Origin of the sequence: Actinoplanes sp. NBC_00393 (assembly GCF_036053395.1) — a bacterium.
Lineage (GTDB): Bacteria > Actinomycetota > Actinomycetes > Mycobacteriales > Micromonosporaceae > Actinoplanes.
In genome coordinates this window covers 9,328,685-9,351,113 of record NZ_CP107942.1, presented here as the reverse complement: position 1 = coordinate 9,351,113, position 22,429 = coordinate 9,328,685, and the positions used below count along the sequence as shown (strand labels likewise).

Genomic DNA, 22,429 nt, shown 5'->3' with positions numbered 1-22,429 from the left:
GGTCACCGGAAAGATCGATCCGGCCGTGAGATTGCAGAGATCCGCCGATGACCACCGGTGAAACGCTGGAAAAGCTCGACGAGCTCGACTACCAGCTGGTCACCGCCCTGCAGTTGGCGCCACGGGCCGACTGGCAGCGGATCGGCGCGGCCCTCGGGGTGGACGGTTCGACCGCCGCGCGCCGCTGGAACCGTCTGCACCGTTCCGGCCACGCCTGGATCAGCTGCCTGCCGACCACAATCGCGATCACCACGGCGGTGGTCGCGGTGATCGAGGTGGACTGCGTCGCGGGCCGGTTGCCGGAGGTGGCGGCGGGACTGGCCGGTGACGAGAACGTGGTGACCCTGGAACACGTCACCGGTGCCCGGGACCTGCTCGTCCAGGCGTTCTTCGCCGACCACGTGGATCTGGCGCGGTATCTGAGCTTCCGTCTCGGCCGGCTGCCCGGGGTGGCGGCGTCACGCACCCAGATCGCCGTCACGCTGCACACCGAGGGAAGTCACTGGCGGCTCGACCGGCTGAGCGAGCCGGCCCGGCAGGCGCTCGCCGAGACCCGGCCGCCGCAGTCCCGGCCGTCCCGCCCGTTCGACCAGGACGATCTGCGGCTGATCCAGGCGCTCAGCGACGATCCCAGGCAGACCGCGGTGCGGCTGGCCGAGCGGACCGGGCTCAGTCCGACGACGGTGCGACGGCGGCTGGACCGGCTGGACGCGGAGCGGTCGATCGCGTACCGGTGCGAGGTGGCCCGGTACGCCTCCGGCTTCCCGATCTCGGTGTCGCTCTGGTGCACCCTGCCGCCGGGTGACACCGGCCGGGCGGTGAGCAAGTTGAGCGGGATGCGCGAGACCCGGTTCTGCGCGACGCTCTCCGGCGCGGCGAACCTGCTGCTCGTGGTCTGGTTGCGGTCGGTGCAGGAGATCGCCGCGTTCGAGGCCCGGCTCGCCACGCAGATCCCGGAGCTGACCATCACGGACCGGTCGGTGGCACTTTGGATCATGAAGATCGGCGGCCACCTGCTGGATCCGCTCGGGCGGAACCTGCGCGCCGTACCCCTGGGTTTCTGGTCGGACGCCGCGTCCGACGCTGCCGAAGGCGAGCTTGTGGCCCGCCTCCGGCAGGCGGATGGCTGACGGCCCCTACCCGATCAGCCGGAGGTAGTCCAGATTGAACCCCCCGGTTTCACAGTAAACCGTAAGTTGTTGATCGCCGTCCGGGAGCGTGACCGGCACCCGGACCGGCCGGTAGGCGCCCCAGCCGCCGGTGTCCGGCACGGTGCCGGTGGCGAGCACCTCACCGGCCGCGTCGCGGACCGTGATCGCGCCCGGCAGCTCGGCGCCGAGTCCGGTGGCGACGCCCAGCTCCAACTCGTATGTACCGGCCGCGGCCAGATCGAACCGGTACTTCAGCCAGTTGCCCGGCGCGGTCCATCCGACGTTGCGGCCACCGCTGGCTGCGGCGTTGCTCTCGATGAAGTTCGCGCCACCCTCGGTCCAACCGTGCTGCTCGGTGTAGGCCTCGGCCTCGACCGTCGCCCCCGCCGGAGCACCATGCGGCCGGACCGTCAGATGCACGGTCGTCTCGTTGTGGCTCTGACCGTCGGTGACCGCCACTGTCAGGTCGATCTCGCCGGCAACCGTGGGCGTCAGCGTGAGTTCCCCGGTCGCGGCGTTGAGCCGGACACCCGGCGGCAGGTCGGTCGCGTAGTAGGCGAGCCGGTCGCCATCACGGTCGGTAGCGCGCAGCGGGATGCGCACGGTCGCGTACTGATCGGCGACGACGCCGGAGACGCCGGCCAGCACGGGCGCACGGTTGTGCCGCGACGGCGGCTTGCGGCCGGTCCAGCGATAGGTGGCGTACGCGCGAGCCGGCACCACCGTCCGGAAGGAGCGACCACCCAGCACCACCTCGACCGAGGTGTCCACGGCGTTGCCGTTGCCGAGGACCGCGACGTACTCGTTCCGGTCCCGGAACACCACGTTGCCGACCCCGCCGTCCGTCGTGCTGGACTGCACCCGAACGTGCCCGGGCCGCAGATACCGAGCGAACTGCCCGAGTTGGTACAGCTCGTCCCGCACGGTGAAGGTGCGAGTCGTCGTGTCCACTTTGACCAAGCGGTCCGGCCACTTGCTGGTCCGGGCGACCTCATCCCAGTCGACGTTGTTGTCCCGTTTGTCGGTCCAGTGCAGGGTGCCGCCGTCCTTGTCGGTGGCCTGCGCCCACAGCAGGTACGAACTCGCGTCCAGCCGCATGTCGGCCAGCACGGTCGCCGGCGACAGGTCACTGGTCTCGGTGAGGTGCACCGGCTTGCCGAACTCCTCGTAGGCATCCCGCATCACCGTCGGATCACCCCAGTACGGGTGGAACGCGATCCCGTCGACGGCCTTCCGGGTCGCCGGGTCCGCGAAGATCCGGTGGTAGTTCTTGGTCTCCGTGCTGTTCGGATCACGCCAGTCCCAGAAGTTGAAGTCGTGCACGTAGAGCTGGGTGCTCAACCCGGCCCTGCGCAGCTCCCGCTTGATCGCGACCGACAACCTCTTCTGTTGATCGACGCTGATGTCCATCGCCGGATAGACCACGTCCATGCCCGGCTCGTTCAACAACGTCAACGCGTCAATGTTGATGTGTTGACGCCGGTACGCCTGGACGAACTTGACGTAGTACCGCGCGAACACGTCGATGCACTCGTCGCGCAGCTTGCCGACCTGGTAATACTCGGTGCTGCTGCCCGGCTTGAGGGCGACCTCGCCGAGGAACCTGTTGTTCGTCTTCATCCAGGCCGGCGCGCTCCACGCCGACGCGAGGAACGTGGCCTTCGGGTTGTACTTCTGGATCAGCTTGATCGTGTCGACGATGTGCAGGTCGATGTCGCGCTGGATGGAGAAGTACCGGAGGTCCCAGTCCTCGGTCACCCCCGTGGGCAGTTCGTCGTAGGACCAGAACGGCCGGTGCTCGATCAGGTCAGGGCTGCCGATGGTCACCCGGAACCGGTCGAACCCCGCCCCGGTACGCGGATCGACCAGCAACCGGATCGCCCGGTCCCGCTCGGCCGGGGTGAGTTTCCACAGGTTGGAGACGCTGGTCTCGTCGATGGAGAAACCGATGCCGGTGTAGTGCTGCCGGCTCCGGCTCGGGTCGATGACGACGGTGGCGTCCGCTGTCTTCGCGCCCTTGGTCATCGTGGCCGCCGGCAGGTCCGCCCAGTGCGCGGCTCCACCGGAGTAGGTGCCGGTCACCTTGACATCGCCCGCGGGGACGCCGGTCAGGGTGGTGGCGGTCAGCGCCGCCACCACCAGGGACTTCAGAAGCATCAGTTGAGCACCCACTTCTGGTTGGCGCCGGCGCCGCAGGTCCAGATCTGCAACCGGGTGCCGTCGGCCGAGTTGTTGTCGGTCACGTCCAGGCACTTGCCGGAGTACGCGTTCACCAGCCGCTGCGATCCGTCATAGGTCCACTTCTGCGAACTGCCGGTGTGGCAGTCCCAGAGGTGCGCGTCGGTGCCGTCGGCGTTGGTCGGCCCGGTGATGTCGAGGCACTTGCCGAGCGAGCGCAGGGTGCCGTCCGAGGCCCGGGTCCACTGCTGCGCGGCGGTGCCGTTACAGGCGTAGAGCTGGATCGCGGTGCCGTTGGCGGTGTTGGCACCGGCGACGTCGACGCACTTGCCGGCCAGCCCGGTGATCGTGCCGGACGGCTGCGGGGTGGTGGTGCCGGACCAGGTGAAGGTGGCGGTGGTGCGGGCCGGCAGGTTGTACACGAAGGACTGTCCGGACCAGTTCACGCGTACCGACTGGGCGCCGGTGCCGCCGTTGTGCGCGATCAGGGCCTTGGAGCCGTCCGGGTTGCGCCACGCCACGTTCTGCACCGCGGTGTTGTTGGACTCGATCCGGACCGCGCCCGGCTTGACGAACTTCGTGAGGTGGCCGGTCGTGTAGTACTCGACGGTGTAGTCGACCTGTCCGGCCCGGCTGCCACCCTCCTGCACAGTGATCAGCCCGGTGCAGGTCCCGCAGCCCCCGTTGTGCGGGCCCATGTTCTGGTTCAGCGCCAGGCTCCATTTGACCAGGCTGCTGCTCCAGTTCCGGGCGTAGTTGACGATGTCCGCCAGGTCTTCGTTGTGCTGGTTGGTGATCCAGGTGCCGCCGGAGTGCTCGGTGCTGAACTGCTTCACCTGTGGGAACTGGTTGTGCACCTGGGTGCCGACCGCCGGGTCACCGAAGTAGCCGTGCCAGGCGATGCCGCCGAAGAGCGGGTCGTTGCGTACACCGGCGTCACCGAGGATGGCCGCGCCGAAGTTCGCGTAGTCGCCGTAGTTCCAGTCGTGGATCAGTACCTTCGTGGTGATGCCGGCCGCCCGGAACGCCGGGTAGACGAAGTTCTTGGTGAACTCCACCAGGCCGGACGGGTTCCAGCTCATGCCCGGGTAGTTCATCGCCGTCGGGTTCGCCGCCTGGCAGCAGTTCGGCTCGTTCTGCACCGAGATGTAGTTGATCGGCACGCCGGCGGCCTGGTAGCTCTGGATGTACTTGACCAGGTACTGGGCGTACGTGGGGTAGTGCTCCCACTTGAGCCAGCCCATCTGGTCCATCCGGCCGTTGTCCTTCATCCAGCCGGGCGCGCTCCACGGAACGCCCTTCACCCGCAGCGCCGGGTTCAGCGATTTGGCCTGCTGAGTCAGCAGCCGCACGTTGGTGTCGTACCCGTTGGCGTTGAAGTCGTTGAGGTCGCAACACGTGTCGTCGAGCGAGACGTTGCCGGGCCGGGACAGGTCCGAGGCGCCGATCGGGTTGCGGACGAACGACAGGCCGATGCCCTGGGTCGGGCTGAACAGCTTCTGCATCACGCTGTCCCGGGTGGCCGCGCTGATCGGGCCGCCGCGCAGCAGGTACGCGGTAGTGTCGGTGATCGACGCGCCGCCACCCTCGAAGGTCTGGTAGGTGACGCCCTCGTTGACGTTGATGGTCTGGTTCGCGGTGCCACCGGCCGGGCCGAACGCGATGTTCGCCTGCTGCTGCAGACCGCGGGTAACGGTGCGGCCACCACTGTCCGAAGTGGTGGTGAGGTGGACGTTGACGGTCTCGCCGGCGGCGAGGGCGGGAGCGACGGGGGACGCAAGGAAGGCGATAGCACCGACCACCGCTGCGAGCAACAGCCTCATGGGGGACTCCCTGCTACGAGATGTAACAGGAAGGAAACCTTCGCCAATCCAGCGAGGTCAATGAATTCTGGTTCCGGATTGCCCTGTTCCGGTTCCGGAACCATGAAACACGTCAGTCGATCCGCGAATCACCAGCTCGGTGGCGAGCTCGACGTGCAGCGCCTCGAGCCGGTGCCCGCCGAGCATCCGCAGCAACAGGTTGACCGCCATCCGGCCCATCTCGCCGAGCGGCTGCCGGACCGTGGTGAGCATCGGATGGCTCGCCTCGGCCAGCTCGATGTCGTCGAACCCGGCCACTGACAGATCCGCCGGCACCCGCAGGCCCCGCTCGGCCGCCGCCCGCAGCGCGCCGATCGCCATCTTGTCGTTGAACGCGACCAGCGCGGACGGACGATCCGGCAGGTCGAGAAGCTCGGCGGCAGCCCGGTGTCCCAGCTCGGTGGTGGGCTCGGCCACGAACCGGGTCAGCTCCGGCGCCTGCAACACCCCGGCGTCCGCGAGCGGCGACAGGTAGCCGGCGAACCGGTTCTCGCTGGCCAACCAGTCGCGAGGGCCACCGATGATGCCGATCCGCCGGTGCCCCAGCTCGACCAGGTGCGCGGTGAGCAGGCGGGCGCCGGCGAAATGCGCCGCGGAGACCGCGGCGATGTTGCGCGGCGGCGGGGTACGCGGATCGACCACCACGAACGGGAAGCCCCGGTCCCGCAGCCGGACCAGCTCGGCACCCGGCTCCGGCGGCAGGATCAGAACCGCACCGGCCACGTTGCGCCGGCTGGTCAGGCCGGCCAGCACGCGGTCACGCTGGGCGGCCACCCCGGCGTTCAGGATCACCTCCAGGCCGTGCGGCTCGAGAGCCTCGGCCACCGCGGAGACAATCAGTCCGAAGTAGTCGGTCAGCACGTACGGGCAGCGTACGTAGATCCCGGTGGCCCGTTCGGCGCGGCCGCCACGCCGCTGCGGGGCCTGCCGGCCCAGCGTGACCATCGCGCTGAGCACCCGGTCGCGGGTATGCGGCGCCACGTTGGCCCGGCCGTTCAGCACCCGGGAGACGGTCGCGATCGACAGGCCGGTCTGCTCCGCCACGTCACGAACGGTGGCACGCCGTGGAGTTGTTTCAGCGCCCTGTTTCATCGCCGCGAGCATAGACGCTGATACCTCGGTACTAGGGGACATCTGGCTCCGTGGATTGACGAAAACCGCGATCCCGCCGCCCTACCTTCGCCCGATGAATCGACTGTGGATCCTCTCGGCGCTCCTGCTCACCGCCCCGGCGATGTGGCTCTTCGGGCCCACCCAGGCGATCGCCCCGGCCCCGCCCCGGTATCAGGAGTGGCTCGCTGACGCGCGGCACCTTCCGGACCCGGCGACCGCCACCACGCAGCAGATCTCAGCATGGTTCGCGAGTCTGCCGCCGGGTGAGGCCGACGCGTTGACCGAGGACTATCCCGAGGTGGTCGGCAACCTGGACGGCGTACCGGTGGCCCGCCGCTATGCGGCCAACCGCGACCCGGCCCTGCCCGGCCGGCAGATCCTCGCCCTGGACCGGCGCGGTGACGGACTGGTCGCCGAGGTGTTCGGCGACCTGAACACGGCGAACCGGGTGGCGGTGCTCATTCCGGGCGTGGCCACCGAGCTCGCCAACTTCAACACCGGCCTCGGCGGCGTGCGCCACCGGGCGCCCGCCTGGCAGGCGCGGCAACTGCACGATCAGCTGCGCACGCTCGATCCGGGCACGCCGGTCGCGGTGATCGCCTGGCTGGGCTACGACACCCCCGATGCGGTACGCCGTGACGCGCTCCGCGAAGACTCGGCAGCCTCCGGGGCGCTCGCCCTGGAACGGCTGGTCGCCGGCCTGACGCAGGACCGCCCGGACCGGCGGATCACGCTGATCGGGCACAGCTACGGGTCGATCGTGGCCGCGCACGCCGCGTCCCGCCTCGGACCGCAGGTCACCGACATCATCGCGATCGGGAGTCCCGGCATGGGCGTACCGGACCGTGCGGCCCTGCACACCAGCGCCCGGTTGTGGGCGGGCAGTGCTCCGGACGACTGGACCCGGCGCCTGCCCGGCGTACAGATCTTCGGTCTGGGCCATGGCCGCCTGCCGGTCGACCCGGCTTTCGGCGCCCTCCCGCTGCCCTGCGCCGACACGGCCGGCCACGACGGCTACTTCCAGCCCGGCACCCGATCGCTGCACGCCATGGCCCGGATCGCCCTCGGCCAGGCCGTCGCGTCCGAAGCGTGAGCACACCGTGAGCGTGGGTAAGTGAGGCGAAGGAGCACAGCATGACCATCGACATGGACGTGATCGTCGGCCTCTACTTCAAGCACGCGGCGGCTCTGCGTGCAGCTCGTGAGGCCCAGTCCGCCCTGCTCAGCGACGGGCACCGCATGCGGCCGCGCCTCGACGACGCCGAGGCGGAGATCTGCTATCTGCTGGTGCGTGAGCTGCGGCCCGGCCGGGTCGTCGAGCTCGGCGGTGGGCACGGTTGGTCCACGACCTGGCTGCTGCGAGCTCTGACCGACAACGGCTACGGCACCCTCGACACGTACGCCGCCCCGGACCACCTGCGCCGCCCCGCGCAGCCGTCCGGCCGGATCCCCGCGTCGCTGACCGCCCGGTGGCGGTTCCACGACTGCGACGTGCGCACCGCGGACGACCTCGAGCCCGCGCACATCGACCACCTGCTGATCGACGCCAGCCACACGGTGTCGTTCGCCCACTGGTACCGGCGGCACCTGCTCAACCGCCTGCGCCCAGGCACCCCCGTCGCCGTCCACGACGTCTTCCACCGCCCCACGACCCCGTCCCGTGAAGGCCGCGTCGTGCTGGACTGGCTCGCCGCCCACAGCGCGCCGCACTTCACGGTCTCCGCTGCCGCCGCACCCCAGGAATACGCCGAGCTGACCGCCGCGAAGCGCCTCCTCGCGCTGGACGCGGTCGTCCACCGGCCCGCCCCGAACCCCATGCTCTTCTGCACCACCCCGCAGCCACCCCGCTACCCGAGGCCCAGGCCCACCAGCTGACGCCCACCGCTGCCTCCCGGCCCGCGAAGCAACCGTGACGGTCAGCCGGTGGGGTCGGCTGACGCCCACCGCTGCCTCCCGGCCCGCGAAGCAGCCGTGACGGTCAGCCGGTTGGGTCGGCTGACGCCCACCGCTGCCTCCTGGGGCGGGAAGGGACCGTGACGGTCAGCCGGCTACCAGGCGGAGGGGCTCGCGGAGGGTGCGCAGCGCGGCGGCGGTGGCGTCGTCGGCCGGCAGGTAGGCGATCAGGCGCTGGTCGTCGTCGGCGGACAGGTCGAGCGTTTCGTAGGACAACCGGAGAGCGCCGGCGGCCGGGTGCTGCATCCGGATCGTGCCGTTGGTCCGGGGCAGGCCGGGCACACTGGCGACCCGCGCGGTGAACTCGTCGCCCGCGATCACGGTCAGTTCGTCGGCGAGGGCGGTGACGTGCGGGTCCGCGCGGAACGGGCCCTGCTTCAACGCTGCCACCTGCTCGTCCGCGACGTGCGACCAGTCCGGGTAGGCGACGCGGGACCGGGAGTCGGTGAAGAGGTAGCGGGCCAAGTTGGGCGGGTCGCCGTCGAGCAGGCCGAGCGGGGCGGTCAGGCGGGCGTATCCGGCCGTGTACGCCAGCACGTCCCCGAGCTGGTTCAGCAGCACCGCCGCCGCAGGTTCGAGCTGGTCGAGCAGCATCCGCACGGTGGGCCGGACGATCCGGGCCGGTCCGGCGGCGCCGCGGCAGGTGAAGCCGGCGTCGGCGGACTTGACCAGCCGATGCAGGTGAACACGTTCGGCCGGACTGAGCTGCAGCACGCCGGCGAGGGCGGCGAGCACCTGCGGTGAGGGCCGGCGGTCGCGGCCCTGCTCGAGCCGGATCAGGTACTCCACGCTGACGCCGGCGAGCATCGAGACTTCGGAGCGGCGCAGTCCGGGCGTACGCCGTCGTGCACCGGCCGGAAGCCCGGCCTCGGCCGGCGTGATCGCTTCCCGGCGGCTGCGCAGAAACAGGCCCAGCTCGTTGTCGCTCACCACCCGACCGTAGCAACGTCGCAGGCCCGGAGGGTGTCCCCCGCACTACCACCCTGAGCACGGCCTCCCCGCCGGCCGCCGCGCCGATGAGAGTCGGCTCATGACTGCGAACGTGATTGTGGTGGGTGGCGGGTACGGCGGCATCGCGGTGGCGAAGGCCCTCGACGACGTCGCCGACGTCACCCTGGTGGAACCGCGCGAGACCTTCGTGCACAACGTGGCCGCGCTGCGCGCGACCGTCGATCCGGACTGGACCGACAAGATCTTCATCGAGTTCAACGGACTGCTCACCCGCGGCCGCGTGCTCCGGGACCGTGCGACCCGGGTCGCCGCGTCCGAGGTCGAGCTGGCTTCCGGTACGCGCCTGCCGGCCGACTACGTCGTGCTGGCCACCGGCTCGTCCGGCCCGTTCCCCGCGAAGATCGACATCCCCGGCCGGGACGCGGCGGCCGCCCGGTTGGCCGAGGCACGGGACGCGCTGCAACGTTCGTCCCGGGTGCTGCTGCTCGGCGCGGGCGCGATCGGCCTGGAGTTCGCCGGCGAGATCAAGGCGGCCTGGCCGGAGAAGGCGGTCACGGTCATCGACCGCGGCGACGACATCCTCGGCGGCCGCTTTCCCGAGGATTTCCGGGCCGACCTGCGGAAACAGTTGGACGCTCTGGGCGTACGCCTGCTGCTGGGAACCTCGCTGCGTGCCCAGCCGGAACCGGAACCGGCAAGCCTGCGCCCGTTCACCGTGACCACCACGGAGGGTGACGTGCTTGCCGCTGATCTCTGGTTTCCGTGCTTCGGTGGTGCGGTACGCACCGACTACCTGGACCCCGCCCTGGCTGCGGCCCGGCAGCCGGACGGCCGGCTCGCGGTCACCCCGCACCTGCGCCTGGCTGGTCAGACGACCGTCTTCGCGGTCGGGGACGTGACCGCCGTGCCGGAGCTGAAGCAGGCGCGTGCCGCCGGTGAGCACGCCGCGGTGGTGGCCGCCAATATCCGCACGCTGATCGAGGGCGGCACGGTGAGTGACGAGTACCGAGCGGCACCGGACGCGATGCTACTGCCGCTCGGCCCGGCCGGAGGCGCCGGTTACGCCCCGGAATGGGGTCTGGTCGGTGCGGAGGCGACCGCGCAGTTCAAGGGGACGTTCTTCCTGGAGAACTATCGGGAACTGCTGGGGGCGACCGTCCCCGCGTGATCGGGGCGGCGCTCGCGCCAGCGGCGGCGCACCGCGCCGAACAGCGCTAGAGCAGCGAGAATGCCGGGGCCCATGTGCACGGCGAGCACTCCGGCGAGCGCCGGGCCGCCCCAGTCGTCGCGGTAGGTGGACGGGTCGGTGACGTCGATGACGAACGGTTCGGCGACCGCGCGGACGATCAGGTAGAGCCCGAGGATCACCCCGAGGGTCTTGAGTACGCCGATGGCGAATCGCTTCATGCCTCGACGGTAGGAACGCCGGAGGCCGGCTGCATCGGGAAGATCCCGGATACCGCCCACCAGGGGTTTTCACAGTTCGAAGCGGCTGCCGACCGCGTTCGGCCGGAACGCGGCCGGGCCGTTTCGAACAGGCCGGCTGGACCGGGGCGGAGAAGGCCACCGGTTACGACCGCCTGCTCGGCCGGATCACCGCCCGGGTGGTCGACCCGCTCCTCGACGCCGCCCGGGTGGAGGCCGGCTCACGCGCACTCGATCTCGCCTGCGGCCCCGGCCAGGCAGCCGCCCAAGCACTGATCCGCGGCGCCCGGCCCGTAGGGGTCGACCTGTCCCCGGCGATGGTCGCGCCCGCTTCGCAGGCATCCTGATCGATGCGATAGCCGAGGTCGGCGCGCCACCGCCGGCTGATCTTCCCCCGGCCCACCCCTTCTTCCGGTACGCGGACCCGGCGCCCTCTCCGCCTGCTCGCCGACTTCACCGAGGTCACGGTGATCTCAGTGGCGTTCGAGCAGCACCTCTCCTCAGTGGACGAGCTGTGGCACGGCTTGCTCGACGGCACGGTACGCACGGCGGCCCTGGTCCGGGCCCAGCCACCTGCGGTCCAGGCGGGGATCCGAGCAGCTTTCGACCGGCTGGCCGCTCAGTACAACCTGTCGGTCCCGGTCGCAGCGGTGATCGCCTCGGGCGTGCCCAGCAGCGACCGCCGCTCCCGGTGACGCAGGTAGAAGTCGATCGCCCGGTAGACCGGCCGCGAATTGCCGCCCAGCGAATAGGCCCCGATGACGATGAAGGGCCAAAAATCTTCCTCAGACCTATTCCTACGCCTGGAGAGACGGCGTTGACGGGCATCCGGCGACGGATCGGCCTTCACCACGATCATTGGATCGGCAGTAGTCACTCCGACCCCAGAAACCGCGTCCCATGGCGTGAAGTATTCGGCGAAGTGTGAGCGGTGGTAGATGCCGCTCGGAGTCAGCACCACACGTCCCGGCGCTCGCCGGAGAAAGTCGACAACGAACCAGGTCAGCGAGCCAGCGACGAGTCCCGCCACCGCGGCGATGATCCAGCCACCGACAGGACCCATGACGGCCGTGCCCAGGGCCCCACCGGCGAATCCGAGAGCGGTCAGGATCACAATGGCGCTCTGCCAATAGTAGGGGGCGCGGGCGTAGGCGAAGGTCAAACCTCGCTCACCGCGATCATCGACACCGAGCACAGGAGACCGGCCATGGCGCGGATATCGCAGCCGGCTCGCTCCCGCTGCCGTCAGATGACCGAAGTACACGGCGATGACGATAAGCATGAATCCGGTGCCGGGTTGACCGTCGGCAGTCACCCAGCCGGCGGCTGCGAGAAGACCGATGGTCAACAGCGCGAGAAAGGCAGCACCGAATAGCGACGATGGAGGCCGCTCGGCCTTGGGCCAGTCATCCGGCAATCCGTACGGGAGCACCGGACCAGAAAGAGGATCTCGCTTCGATTCCACCATGTCCGCCTCTGCTAGAAGATGGCGTTCCACACTCGCTTCGCACCGTCCCCGACCGCTTCGCCGGTGTCCCCTACGACTTCCGTGATCGCCTTGTCAGCGGCATGCAGGGCGCCGTCTACCGTCTTGCCGGCATCGACAACAGCATTTCCGACGGCCGCGAAGCCGCCTTCGATAGCATCCTGCACCTCATCCGATGCCTGGTCATAGAGCCAGTCAGCGGTACCGCTGGCAAGCAGGCCGGCTCCGATCCCGACCGCGGCGCCGATCAGGATCCCGGGCGGGCCGGCCAGCATCCCGGCAGACATGCCGGCGACCACCGAGCCGGTCACGCCGCCGACCGCCGTCGACACACCGGCACCGACCACACCGCTGATGATCGCCTTGCCGGCGGGTTTCCCCTGATGGATGTCGTAACCTATGCCGGCGGCAGTGATGCCCAACCCGATGATCGGAACCTTGCTGGTGATCCGGGACACCGATCCGGCCTTGCGCGTGTACTCATCCGCGTCGAAGTAACGTTGGTTCGCCACTCTGTTGTACCGCATGGCCTCTGTGGAGCCACCGCGCGCCTTCAGGTAGCGTTCCTCAGCCAATTTCTGATCCGCCCGGAGTGCCTCGGCCTGCCTCTTCATGATGACCTCGTGCTTCTTAGCGAAACCGCCGACGGCCCCGTTGGCGAAATCCAAGGCATTGAGGAGGGCTTTGGCTAGAAGGTCGTCCCACGCATTCCTGCCGATGGCGAACAGCGCTTCTTGGGCATTCTTGGTTCGCTTCGCCTGACGCTCAGCGGTCAGGTAGGCATTCACCTTCCGCTGATGGTCATGGTAGGCAGCAACTGACAGGTCGTAGGCCTGAACCATTTCCGGGGCGGCCGGCTGATCGACCGGCAGTTCCTTGACCGCGGGAGCGGGACCGGGTTCCAAGATGACGTCGCCATCCAGTTCCAGCCCGCCTTCGGCGGCTATCTCACGGGCCTGCCGCATGCCGGCCTGTGCGTTCTCCAAGCCGTCCGCATACGAATGGAATGAACTCGCCAGGTTCTCCACATCGATCCGAAAATCGTCGGTTTTGCGGCCGGCCGAGTCCATTCGCTGGTGAAACGCCGGGCCGGCATCACCCTGCCAGCCGTCGCCGCCACGGTCCCTGGCCGCGCGCAGCTCGTCGACGGCCAGGTCCACGCTGCCGGCCAGCCGGTCGCGTAGCCAAGCGGCGGTGGCACGGATGCTCTCCGGGTCACCGTCGATTCGAGTGTCGATCGGCATCAGAAGAGCCCTCGTATCTCCCCGGCCGCGTTGTCGTCCTGGTTCAGGTAGCGAGTGCCTGCCGTGTCCACTCGATCGGCCGCTTCCAGCATGCCCAGCACGAGGTTGGCCGCGCCGTCGAAGACGTGCGCGAGCACCGCGGCCATCACGGCGGTCTGTTCGCCGGCATCGGGTGTCAGCGGCCTGGTCCCGCCGGTCTGGTCAACTGCCTGACCGGTACGCCGCAATCCTTCGGCCACCGCAGCCAGCACCTCGGGATCAGCGTGCATCACCCGGCGCTCCCCGGCCGGCGGCACTCATCGGGAATCTCCAGGTCCAGGAAGACGAGATCGAAGCCGGACTCCAGGCGTAGCCGATCGAGGCCGATAGTGGGTATGACCGCCCACGGCTGCCCCTGCCCGCAGCAGTCGATGAGGCGGTCCAGCGCGGAGTACACCAACAGCGCCCTCCGCCCGTCGCGCATGGGCCAGATGTCGATGGAGAGCTCGTCGGCCTCGGCCTGCACAGGCCCGCAAGGCACGTAGACCACCGGAGGGAAGGCATGCTTCGCTTCGGCGACAGGTTGCTGAGCGGGAGCCTCGCTCCAACTCCCGGCAGTCATGCTCTCGAACCCAGCCATGCCATGGAGTACGCCGTCCGCTGTGCCCAGGGTTCACGGCCGCCGCGGAGGTGGCACACGAAAGCGCTCCGGTCGGGGATCCCGGCCGGAGCGCTCGCGAGAAAAGGGCTCAGTCCTTGAGGAGCTGGCGGGCCATCACGATGCGCTGGACCTGGTTCGTGCCCTCGTAGATCTGGGTGATCTTTGCGTCGCGCATCATGCGCTCGACCGGGTAGTCGCGGGTGTAGCCGTACCCACCGAGGACCTGGACCGCGTCCGTGGTGATCTCCATGGCCACGTCCGAGGCGAAGCACTTAGCGGCCGCGCCGAAGTAGGTCAGGTCAGCGTCGCCGCGTTCGCTCTTGCCGGCGGCGGCGTACGTCAACTGGCGGGCCGCCTCCAGCTTCATGCCCATGTCGGCGAGCATGAACTGCAGGCCCTGGAAGTCGGCGATCGCCTTGCCGAACTGCTTGCGCTCCTTGGCGTACGCCAAAGCGAAGTCAAGCGCGCCCTGCGCGATGCCGATGGCCTGCGCGGCGATGGTGACCCGGGTGTGGTCGAGGGTCTGCATGGCGGTGGCGAAGCCGGTGCCCTCGGCGCCGATCATCCGGTCGGCGGGGATACGGACGTTGTCGAAGTAGACCTCGCGGGTCGGCGAGCCCTTGATGCCGAGCTTCTTCTCGGGAGCGCCGAAGCTGACGCCCTCGTCGGACTTCTCCACCACGAAGGCGGAGATGCCGCGGGAGCGGGCGGCCGGGTCGGTGACCACGAAGACCGTGTAGAACTCCGACACGCCGGCGTTGGTGATCCAGCGCTTCACGCCGTTGAGCACCCAGTGGTCGCCGTCGCGGACCGCCCGGGTGGTCATCGACGCGGCGTCGGAGCCGGCCTCCGGCTCGGACAGGCAGTAGGAGAACATCGCCTCGCCGGCCGCGACCTTCGACAGGTACTTCTGCTTGAGCTCCTCGGACGCCGACAGGATCAGCGGCATCGTGCCGAGCTTGTTGACCGCGGGGATCAGCGACGACGAGGCGCAGGCCCGGGCCACCTCCTCGATCACGATGGCGGTGGCGAGGGCGTCCGCGCCGGCGCCGCCGTACTCCACCGGGATGTGCGGGGCGTGGAAGTCGGACGAGCGGAGCGCCTCGTAGGACGCCTTGGGGAATTCACTGGTCTCGTCGGCCTCGGCGGCGTTCGGGGCGACCCGCGCGTCGCAGACCTCCCGCACCGCAGCGCGGATGGTCTCGTGGTCCTCCGGAAGCCGGTAGGCGTCGAACTCTGACATGCTCCTTAACCTTCCCTCAGGCGGTCCCGCCGCCATGTTACCGGCGCGTAGCGTTCGGCTGGCAACAACCGCTCCTGTGCCGAATATCGCCGTCCGGAAAAGGGCATGCTGGGAAACCGCCGGGTTGGGGTCGTTTCCGCAGATCTCTACCTGGTTGAGACTGTTCTAATGAGGTGTCCGACCGGCATGCTCTAACTACACAGAGCCGCCGGCTGCTCGAGGAGGTCCCGTGGCGCAGGCTGACGAGCCCGAGTACGCAGAGGAACTGGCTCGCATCGATGCCTCCATCGCGTCACTGAAGATAAGGGACATGCAGGCCGCCAAGGAGCGGACGCAGATCGCCAGCAAGATCCAGGCGGCCCAGTTCCAGCGCGACATCCTGGCGCACGCGCAGAAGTCCAAGGGCACCAAGAGCCGCAAGACCCCGCGCCGCAAGTCGCCGGAGGACTTCCCGCCACCACCCCCGCCGGCCGCCGGTCAGCAGCCGCCCGTCGAGGAGGAACCACCGCCGCCGCCGCCCGAGTCGGCCCGGCGGCGTCCGACGGCTCCGCCACCGGACTGGGCCGAGCCGGGCACGGCGTACACCGGTCCGCCGGGCGCCGCTTCCGACGGGGTCACCGTCCTGGTCGACGATCCGCCGCCGAGCGAGCGGGTGACGCCGGCGCCCGGGCCGCGGCGTCCACCGCTGGCCACCATGGAACATCCGCCGGAAGCGTCCAGCCAGTCGGTGCAGAACATTCTGCTCGCCCTCGGTGCTCTGCTCCTCGGGGTGGCAGCCGTGGTGTTCGCCGGGGTGGCGGTTTCGAACCCGTTCGCGCGTACGCTGATTCTGGCTCTGGCCACCGGCATCGCTCTCACCGTCGCGCCGGGGGTGGCCCGCCGGGGTCTGACCTCGACCGGTGAGACGATCGCCGCGGTCGGGCTGGTCCTGCTTCCGATGACGCTCTATGCGTTGCACGGCAGCGCGCTCACCGGCGGGCCGGACGTGCCGGTCGCCCTCTACCTGGGTCTCACCTTCGCGATCACGGCGGTGGCCGCCTTCATCTACGCCGGGGTCACGCGCCTTGCGGCACCCCGGTACGCGACGGTCATCGCCACTCAACCGGTTGCGCCGCTTCTCGCGTACCCCATGATCCAGAGCCCGGCCGGCTGGGGCCTGGCCCTGACCACGGTGGCCGTGCTCGACCTGCTGTTGCTGACCACGGTGATCCGCACCGGGCGGCTGGTGCCACGCTGGCCGCTGGGCCGGCCGGTGGCCGCCGACCGTGTCTCGCTCGCCGATGCCGACGCGGACGCTGAGCGGTTCGCGCGCCGTCCCGGCGCGCCCGATCCGGCGGACCCGGCGGCGTACGCGCCGGACGCCCCACCCCGCCCGGAGTCCCACCCGGAGGAACCGGATCTGATCATCCCGGGCCTCACCCGGCCCAAGCGGCGCTGGCTGCCCACCCGGATCTTCCCCGGCCCGCGGCCGGAGGGCGCCCCGCCGGCCGGCTCGATGCCGCTCGCGCCGCCCGCCACCCCGCCCTCGGCCGACTGGCTGCGGGAGCTGACCTTCGCGCTGCTCTGCATCGCCTGCGCGGGTGCCCTGCTCTATTCCTCGGTGGCGCTGCTGCAGGCCCAGGTCACCGGGGACGCGCTGCGCTCCGGCCTGATCCTGGTCGCCGCCGCCGGCACCGCCGTCGCGGCCGCCCGCCTGCTCAAGCACCCCTTGGCGCTGAACATCGCCGGCGCCGTGCTGACCCTGGCCGTGATCGGCGCGGCAGCCCGGATCGCCGACGTGGTCTCCCCGCGCTGGACGCTGGTCGTCGCCGCCGCGGTGGTCGCGCTGGCCGGCGCCGTCGTCGGGTTGCTGGCCGAGCCGGTACGCCGTGGCCCGCAGTACGCGTCGACCGGCGCGCTGGCCCTGATCGGCCTGATCGTGGCCGTCGACGTGGTCCGGGCGGCCATCGCCCCGGTCGCCGCGGTCCGCCCGATCTGGAACGCCGACACAGCTGCCTACTCCCAGCAGTTGGCCGACGCGGTCGGCCCGGCCGGCTGGCTGCTCGCGTTCAGCGCGCTGCTGCTGACCATCGCCGCCGCACTGGCCCTGCCCACCACCATCCGGCACGAGGGTGCCGTCGCCGGCATCGCGATGACCGCCCTGGCCGTGCCCGCCTCCCTGGGTCTTCCCTGGTCCGAGGCCCCCTGGCCGCTCGTGCTGGCGGCCATCGGCCTGGGCGCGGCCGGTCTGTGGGCCGGCACCCGCAGGGTCGCGATCGCCCACGTGCTGGCGGCCGGCATCGTCGGCCTGTTCGGCGCCGGCGCCGCGCTCAGCGCCTCCTGGCTGACCGCGGCGGTGCTCACCGCGATCGCCGGCGCGGGTGTGATGGTCGCGATCGCCGCCCGGCAGATCCCGGTGCGCATCTTCGCCTGGCTGGTCGGTGACTGGGCCGCCGGCGCCGCCGCGCTGGCGATCCCGGGCGCCGCCGTCACCGCCGCCCTGGCCATCTCCGACACCGGCGGCGGTCCCCCGCCCACCGCGGGCTCGACCGTTCCGGCGCTGGCCGCGGGCTTCCTCGCGGTGGCCGGCACGCTGAGCTACGCGGCGGTCTTCCAGGTCGCGCACCGGGAGATCAGCCTGCCGCTGACCGTCGGCACCGGGCTGGGCGCGCTCTCGATGGCGTTCGCCGCGCTCTTCGCCCCCGGCGCCGCCGCACCCGACATCTGGGTCGGCGCGCTGCTGCTGGGCGCCGCCGGTCTGCTCTTCTTCGCCAAGTCGATCGACGCCCGCGGCCACAACCAGCGCAGCCTGGACGGGCCGGACATCGCCGCCGCGGCCGCCACCGTCGCGATCTGCGGGGCGCTGGCCCGGGTCGCCGCCCTCGCTTTCCCGAACGCGCCGCTCGCTGTGGCCGGCGTCGTGGTGCTGCTGGTCGGGATGGGGGTGTCGCTGCTCGAGGAGGATCTGCGGCGCGGACCCGCCCGGGGACTGGGCGTCGCCGCCGCGGTGGTCGGTGTGATCGCCGGCTGGCAGGCGATCGGAGGCAGCCTGCGGATCCTGTCCGCGCCGGGGCCGCTCTGGGACGCCGACCTGAGCCAGTTCTCGACCGATCCGCCGGCCGGGGCGTGGCAGGCGCCGTTCGCCCTGGTCATGGTCGCGATCACGGCCGCGATTGCGATGCCGAAGCCGTATTCGCACTACGCCTCCGGGCTGGCCGCCGCACTCGCCACGATGGGTACGCCGTGGGCGCTCGGTCTGCCCTGGTGGTCGCCCCTGGTGGTGGGCGGGGCGGTCGCTATCGCGTACGCGCTGGCCGCCGTCGCCACTGCACAGCCCGCAGCGGCCCGGGCCCGCGCCGGGGTCGCCGCCCTGGTGCTGCTGCACGCCGCCGCGACCGGTCTGGCCCGTCCCTGGTCCACCGCGCTGGCCCTGCTGCTCGTCGTGCTGCTCGGCGCGCTCGTGGCAGTGATGGCGCGGGTCCCGGTCGGCCCGTCCGTCGGCACCCCGGAGGACCCGGCGCCCACCGTCGAGTACGCCGAGATCGCACCGGACGAGCCGCCCCTTGCCGTGCTCCCCCCGCACCGCGCCCAGCTCGGCGGCGCCGCGACCGCCTCGGTGCTGCTCGCGCTGCCCGGTGTCCTCGCCGCCCTCGCCGCCGACCAGAGCAACGGCATCCAGGTGGTGCTGACCGCCGCGCTGGCCGGTTCCAGCCTGGGCCTGGCCCTGCTCGCGGCAGCCGGCCGGCACATCCCGCAGTACCTGCCCTGGGCGACGATCGGCCTGGTCCTCGGGGCCACCATCACGGCGCTCACGTCCGTGCCGACCGACTACCCCACCGCCCTGTACGCCGCTGCGGCCGCACTCCTCGGCGTCCTCGCCGAGCTGCTGCGCGGCGCGGTGCCGGCCCCGGTGCAGCGGGTCGCCCCGATCGAGTACCCACCGTCGAGCCGGTACACCCGTCTGCGCCGCGGTGCGCTGCGCTCCAGCGGCCTGACCCGCGGCGGTTGGGTCGAGCGCTGGCTCGCCGACCCGGCGACCGGTGCGGTGGCGATGGCCCTGATCCCGACGGTACTGGCGCTCTTCTCGCTCGCGCCGGCCCTGCGCGCCGCCCTCGTCGACCCCCTGCGGCAGCTGCAGGCGATCTGGGAGGGCCCGATCCCGGCGCTGGCGAACCCGGCGGCCGGCAACGTCGACGCGACCAGCGCCCTGGCGGCCGTGCTGCTCACCGGCGCCGCGGTGCTGGCAGCGATCGGTTTCGGCGGCAAGGCGTCCGAGGCCGTGCCGGTGGTCCTGCCCGGTATCGCGCTCACCCTGCTGATCACCCCGATCGCGCTGGGCGCGTCGTTCCCGGCGGCGACCGGCGCCGCCCTGGTGGTCTTCACCATCTCGATGCTGGGACTGGCCCTCACCCCGCCCCCGGTGGCGACCCGCGCGCCGCTGCTGCGTGGCACCCGCAACGTCGTCTTCGTGATCGGTCTGCTCGCCGGTGGCGCCGGCCTTTCCGGCAGTCTCGCCGAGCAGCCGCTCACCCTGTTCACGCTGGGCAGCGCGGTCGGCGTCGGCCTGGTCGCGGCGATCGGCGGCCGCACCCAGATGGCACGTCTGCTGGGCTGGCTGTTCGCCGCCCTGATGGGTCAGGCGTTCGTGCTGACCGGAGCGATCGCGGCCGGGCTGGAACGGCACTGGGCGGCGTTCGGGGTACTCGCCGTCGGCGCCGCGCTGCTCTCCCTGGAGGCGGCTCTGCCCCGGTTGGGCCTCGCGCAGTACCGGGCCGAGGCGATCACCGTCGAATGGTGCGGGTATGCGTCCGCGATCATCGCCGGCGCCCTGGCCTTCGACTCACTGCCACACCTGGCCGCGCTGCTGGCCGCCTGGGGTGCGGTGCTCGGCCTTGCGGCGTCCCGCCCGGACCGGACCCCCAACCAGCGGCGGACCCTGTTCTGGACGGCGGTCGGCTTCGAGATCGTCGGCTGGTGGCTGTTCATCGCGCTGGCCGAGGTGGGGCTGCCGGAGGCGTACACGCTGCCGTTCGCGGCTCTCGCCCTTGCCGTCGGTGTGGTCGAGGCGCATCACCGGCCCGATCTGAGCAGCTGGGCGGCGTACGGGCCGGCCCTGCTCGCCGCCTTCGTGCCGACCATGGGCATCGTGCTGGCCGGCAACGGCGGTGACGTTCGCGAGGTGTTGCTGCTGCTCGGCGCGGTGATCACGCTGATCATCGGGTCGCGGAGCAGGCAGCAGGCCCCGGTGGTGGTCGGCACCATCGCCACCGTGATCGCCGCGTTCCGGTTCGCCTTCACCCTGGGCGGGCCGTGGCTGATGCTGATCCCGATCGGCGTGATCCTGCTCTTCCTGGGCGCCACCAGCGAAAGCCGCCGGCGCGCCCAGGAGCTGCGAAACGTGGTCTCGCAGATGCGCTAGAGCCGCGTCCGGGCCTCGCTAGCCGAGAAGCTTGCTCCGCAGGGCGGCATCCTTCTCGGCGACCATCTTCTCCAGCCCGGACTGGAAGTCGGCCATCTTCTGCCGCAGCGCCGGGTCGGACGCGCCGAGGATCCGGACCGCGAGCAGCCCGGCGTTGCGGGCGCCGCCGATCGACACGGTGGCGACCGGCACGCCGGCCGGCATCTGCACGATGGAGAGCAGCGAATCCATGCCGTCCAGGTGCTTGAGCGGCACCGGCACACCGATCACCGGCAGCGGCGTCAGGGCCGCGACCATGCCCGGCAGGTGGGCCGCTCCCCCGGCGCCCGCAATGATCGCCTTGATGCCACGGTCCGCAGCCGACTCGGCGTAATCCACCATCTTGCGCACCGTGCGGTGCGCGGAGACGACCCCGACCTCGAACGGCACCTCGAACTCGGCGAGCGCGACCGCGGCGGCCTCCATGGTGGGCCAGTCCGAGTCGCTGCCCATGATGATGCCGACCTGCGGGCCCATCTACACGCCTTCCTGAAGCCACTTGGCGGCGCGCACAGCCCGCGCGCGCACCTCTTCCAACGAGTCGCCGAGCACGGTCACATGCCCGATCTTGCGGCCCGGCCGGACCTGCTTGCCGTAGAGGTGCACCCGCGCGCCCGGGTCCGCAGCGAAAAGGTGGTGCAGCCGCTCGTCGATGGAGATCCCGCCCGGCTCCCCGCCGAGCACGTTCGCCATCACGACCACCGGCGCGGTCAGCGCCGTGGAACCCATCGGATAGTCCAGCACCGCCCGCAGGTGCTGCTCGAACTGCGAGGTCCGGGCCCCCTCGATGGTCCAGTGCCCGGAGTTGTGCGGGCGCATCGCCAGCTCGTTCACCACGATGCCGGCGTCGGTCTCGAACAGCTCGACAGCGAGCAGCCCGACCACCCCGAGCGCGTTCGCCAGGTCGATCGCCAGCTGCTGCGCCTCGACGGCCAGCTCCTCGGACAGCCCCGGCGCCGGGGCGATCACCTCGACGCAGATCCCGTCCTGCTGCACGGTCTCCACCACCGGGTAGGCCGCGACCTGCCCGAACGGCGAGCGCGCCACCAGCGCGGCGAGCTCCCGGCGCAGCGGCACCTTCTCCTCGACGATCAGCGGAATCCCGGTGGACACCAGATCCGCGGCCGCCTCCGGTGAGCCGACCATCCAGACGCCGCGACCGTCGTACCCCCCGCGGGTCGCCTTGGCCACCACCGGCCAGGAGCCACCCGCGAAGGCCTCGATCTCCTCGGCCGTGCTCACCCGCTGCCATCGCGGCACCGGCGCGCCGAGCGCCGCGAGACGCTCCCGCATCATGCCCTTGTCCTGGGCGAAGACGAGCGCCTTCGAGCCCGGGAAGATCTTCACACCCTCACTCTCGAGCGCCTCGATGTGCTCGGTCGGCACGTGCTCATGGTCGAAGGTGACCGCGTCGCACCCCTTCGCGAACTCACGCAGCGCAGCAAGATCGGTATGCGTGCCGATCGGCACATCCGCCGCGACCAGCGCGGCACTGTCATCAGGCTTCTCACTGAGCACACGCAGTGACTGGCCGAGAGAAATGGCAGCCTGGTGGGTCATCCGGGCCAGCTGGCCACCGCCCACCATGCCGACTACGGGCAGACCGGTTCGGGTATCCATCGCCGGTCAAGCCTAGCGACGGTCCAGCTCACCAGAAAAATCAACCCCATTCCCGGTACGCCTACACCTCCCCACGTCGACCGGCCTGCCCCCCGCCCTGCGGGCGCTACCGCCAGCCGGTGCCCC

The 22,429-nt window shown here is 70.8% G+C and carries 18 protein-coding genes; 6 read left to right on the top strand and 12 right to left on the bottom strand.

The window, feature by feature from the left end; all coding sequences use genetic code 11:
• The first annotated feature begins 47 nt into the window (after nucleotides 1-47).
• Nucleotides 48-1,130, top strand: coding sequence for an Lrp/AsnC family transcriptional regulator (locus tag OHA21_RS43335; protein ID WP_328465347.1), 1,083 nt, complete (start codon nucleotides 48-50; stop codon nucleotides 1,128-1,130).
• A gap of 6 nt (nucleotides 1,131-1,136) precedes the next feature.
• Here the strand turns inward: OHA21_RS43335 and OHA21_RS43330 are convergent, their stop codons facing one another.
• The 3 genes from OHA21_RS43330 to OHA21_RS43320 are packed head-to-tail and all read right to left on the bottom strand — an operon-like array spanning nucleotide 1,137 to nucleotide 6,235.
• Nucleotides 1,137-3,308, bottom strand: a complete 2,172-nt coding sequence (locus OHA21_RS43330) for a carbohydrate-binding protein (RefSeq protein WP_328465345.1) — start codon at nucleotides 3,306-3,308, stop codon at nucleotides 1,137-1,139.
• A complete protein-coding gene (locus OHA21_RS43325; RefSeq protein ID WP_328465343.1) occupies nucleotides 3,308-5,152 on the bottom strand; it encodes an RICIN domain-containing protein in 1,845 nt (614 codons plus the stop codon). The genes OHA21_RS43330 and OHA21_RS43325 overlap by 1 nt, the downstream gene beginning before the upstream one ends.
• 57 nt (nucleotides 5,153-5,209) lie before the next feature.
• Entirely contained in the window at nucleotides 5,210-6,235 is a 1,026-nt protein-coding gene (locus OHA21_RS43320) for a LacI family DNA-binding transcriptional regulator (protein WP_328465341.1), read from the bottom strand.
• 142 nt (nucleotides 6,236-6,377) lie between these two features.
• On the opposite strand from OHA21_RS43320, the gene OHA21_RS43315 reads away from it, so the two are divergent.
• Complete coding sequence (locus tag OHA21_RS43315; protein WP_328465339.1) at nucleotides 6,378-7,397, top strand: alpha/beta hydrolase; 1,020 nt, start codon at nucleotides 6,378-6,380, stop codon at nucleotides 7,395-7,397.
• 41 nt (nucleotides 7,398-7,438) lie between these two features.
• On the top strand, nucleotides 7,439-8,179 hold the full coding sequence (locus tag OHA21_RS43310) for a class I SAM-dependent methyltransferase (protein ID WP_328465337.1): 741 nt from the start codon (nucleotides 7,439-7,441) through the stop codon (nucleotides 8,177-8,179).
• A gap of 165 nt (nucleotides 8,180-8,344) precedes the next feature.
• Here OHA21_RS43310 and OHA21_RS43305 read toward each other — a convergent pair whose 3' ends face one another.
• Nucleotides 8,345-9,187, bottom strand: a complete 843-nt coding sequence (locus OHA21_RS43305; RefSeq protein WP_328465335.1) for a helix-turn-helix domain-containing protein — start codon at nucleotides 9,185-9,187, stop codon at nucleotides 8,345-8,347.
• Between the two features lie 100 nt (nucleotides 9,188-9,287).
• Here OHA21_RS43305 and OHA21_RS43300 point away from each other — a divergent pair, with 100 nt between their 5' ends.
• A complete protein-coding gene (locus OHA21_RS43300; RefSeq protein WP_328465333.1) occupies nucleotides 9,288-10,376 on the top strand; it encodes an FAD-dependent oxidoreductase in 1,089 nt (362 codons plus the stop codon).
• Here the strand turns inward: OHA21_RS43300 and OHA21_RS43295 are convergent.
• A complete protein-coding gene (locus OHA21_RS43295) occupies nucleotides 10,340-10,615 on the bottom strand; it encodes a hypothetical protein (RefSeq protein WP_328465331.1) in 276 nt (91 codons plus the stop codon). The genes OHA21_RS43300 and OHA21_RS43295 overlap by 37 nt on opposite strands.
• Before the next feature lie 197 nt (nucleotides 10,616-10,812).
• On the opposite strand from OHA21_RS43295, the gene OHA21_RS43290 reads away from it, so the two are divergent.
• A complete protein-coding gene (locus OHA21_RS43290; RefSeq protein WP_328465329.1) occupies nucleotides 10,813-10,980 on the top strand; it encodes a class I SAM-dependent methyltransferase in 168 nt (55 codons plus the stop codon).
• 272 nt (nucleotides 10,981-11,252) lie between these two features.
• On the opposite strand, the gene OHA21_RS43285 is transcribed toward OHA21_RS43290, so the two are convergent.
• From OHA21_RS43285 to OHA21_RS43265, 5 genes are all read right to left on the bottom strand, one after another.
• The gene (locus tag OHA21_RS43285) at nucleotides 11,253-12,131 is read right to left on the bottom strand and encodes a hypothetical protein (RefSeq protein WP_328465327.1); all 879 of its coding nucleotides are present in this window, start codon (nucleotides 12,129-12,131) and stop codon (nucleotides 11,253-11,255) included.
• Nucleotides 12,113-13,363 carry a hypothetical protein gene (locus OHA21_RS43280; RefSeq protein WP_328465325.1) on the bottom strand — a complete coding sequence of 417 codons (1,251 nt, stop codon included), beginning with the start codon at nucleotides 13,361-13,363 and terminating at the stop codon, nucleotides 12,113-12,115. Before OHA21_RS43280 ends, OHA21_RS43285 begins: the two co-directional genes overlap by 19 nt.
• The gene (locus OHA21_RS43275; RefSeq protein WP_328465323.1) at nucleotides 13,363-13,635 is read right to left on the bottom strand and encodes a hypothetical protein; all 273 of its coding nucleotides are present in this window, start codon (nucleotides 13,633-13,635) and stop codon (nucleotides 13,363-13,365) included. The genes OHA21_RS43280 and OHA21_RS43275 overlap by 1 nt, the downstream gene beginning before the upstream one ends.
• The gene (locus tag OHA21_RS43270) at nucleotides 13,632-13,892 is read right to left on the bottom strand and encodes an SAV_915 family protein (RefSeq protein WP_328465321.1); all 261 of its coding nucleotides are present in this window, start codon (nucleotides 13,890-13,892) and stop codon (nucleotides 13,632-13,634) included. Before OHA21_RS43270 ends, OHA21_RS43275 begins: the two co-directional genes overlap by 4 nt.
• A gap of 199 nt (nucleotides 13,893-14,091) precedes the next feature.
• A complete protein-coding gene (locus tag OHA21_RS43265) occupies nucleotides 14,092-15,246 on the bottom strand; it encodes an acyl-CoA dehydrogenase family protein (RefSeq protein WP_328465319.1) in 1,155 nt (384 codons plus the stop codon).
• Between the two features lie 229 nt (nucleotides 15,247-15,475).
• On the opposite strand from OHA21_RS43265, the gene OHA21_RS43260 reads away from it, so the two are divergent.
• Nucleotides 15,476-20,644 carry an SCO7613 C-terminal domain-containing membrane protein gene (locus OHA21_RS43260; RefSeq protein ID WP_328465317.1) on the top strand — a complete coding sequence of 1,723 codons (5,169 nt, stop codon included), beginning with the start codon at nucleotides 15,476-15,478 and terminating at the stop codon, nucleotides 20,642-20,644.
• Between the two features lie 18 nt (nucleotides 20,645-20,662).
• On the opposite strand, the gene purE is transcribed toward OHA21_RS43260, so the two are convergent.
• Both purE and OHA21_RS43250 read right to left on the bottom strand, forming a co-directional pair.
• Nucleotides 20,663-21,160, bottom strand: a complete 498-nt coding sequence (gene purE / locus OHA21_RS43255; protein ID WP_328465315.1) for a 5-(carboxyamino)imidazole ribonucleotide mutase — start codon at nucleotides 21,158-21,160, stop codon at nucleotides 20,663-20,665.
• Entirely contained in the window at nucleotides 21,161-22,303 is a 1,143-nt protein-coding gene (locus OHA21_RS43250; protein ID WP_328465313.1) for a 5-(carboxyamino)imidazole ribonucleotide synthase, read from the bottom strand.
• Between the last annotated feature and the right edge of the window lie 126 nt (nucleotides 22,304-22,429).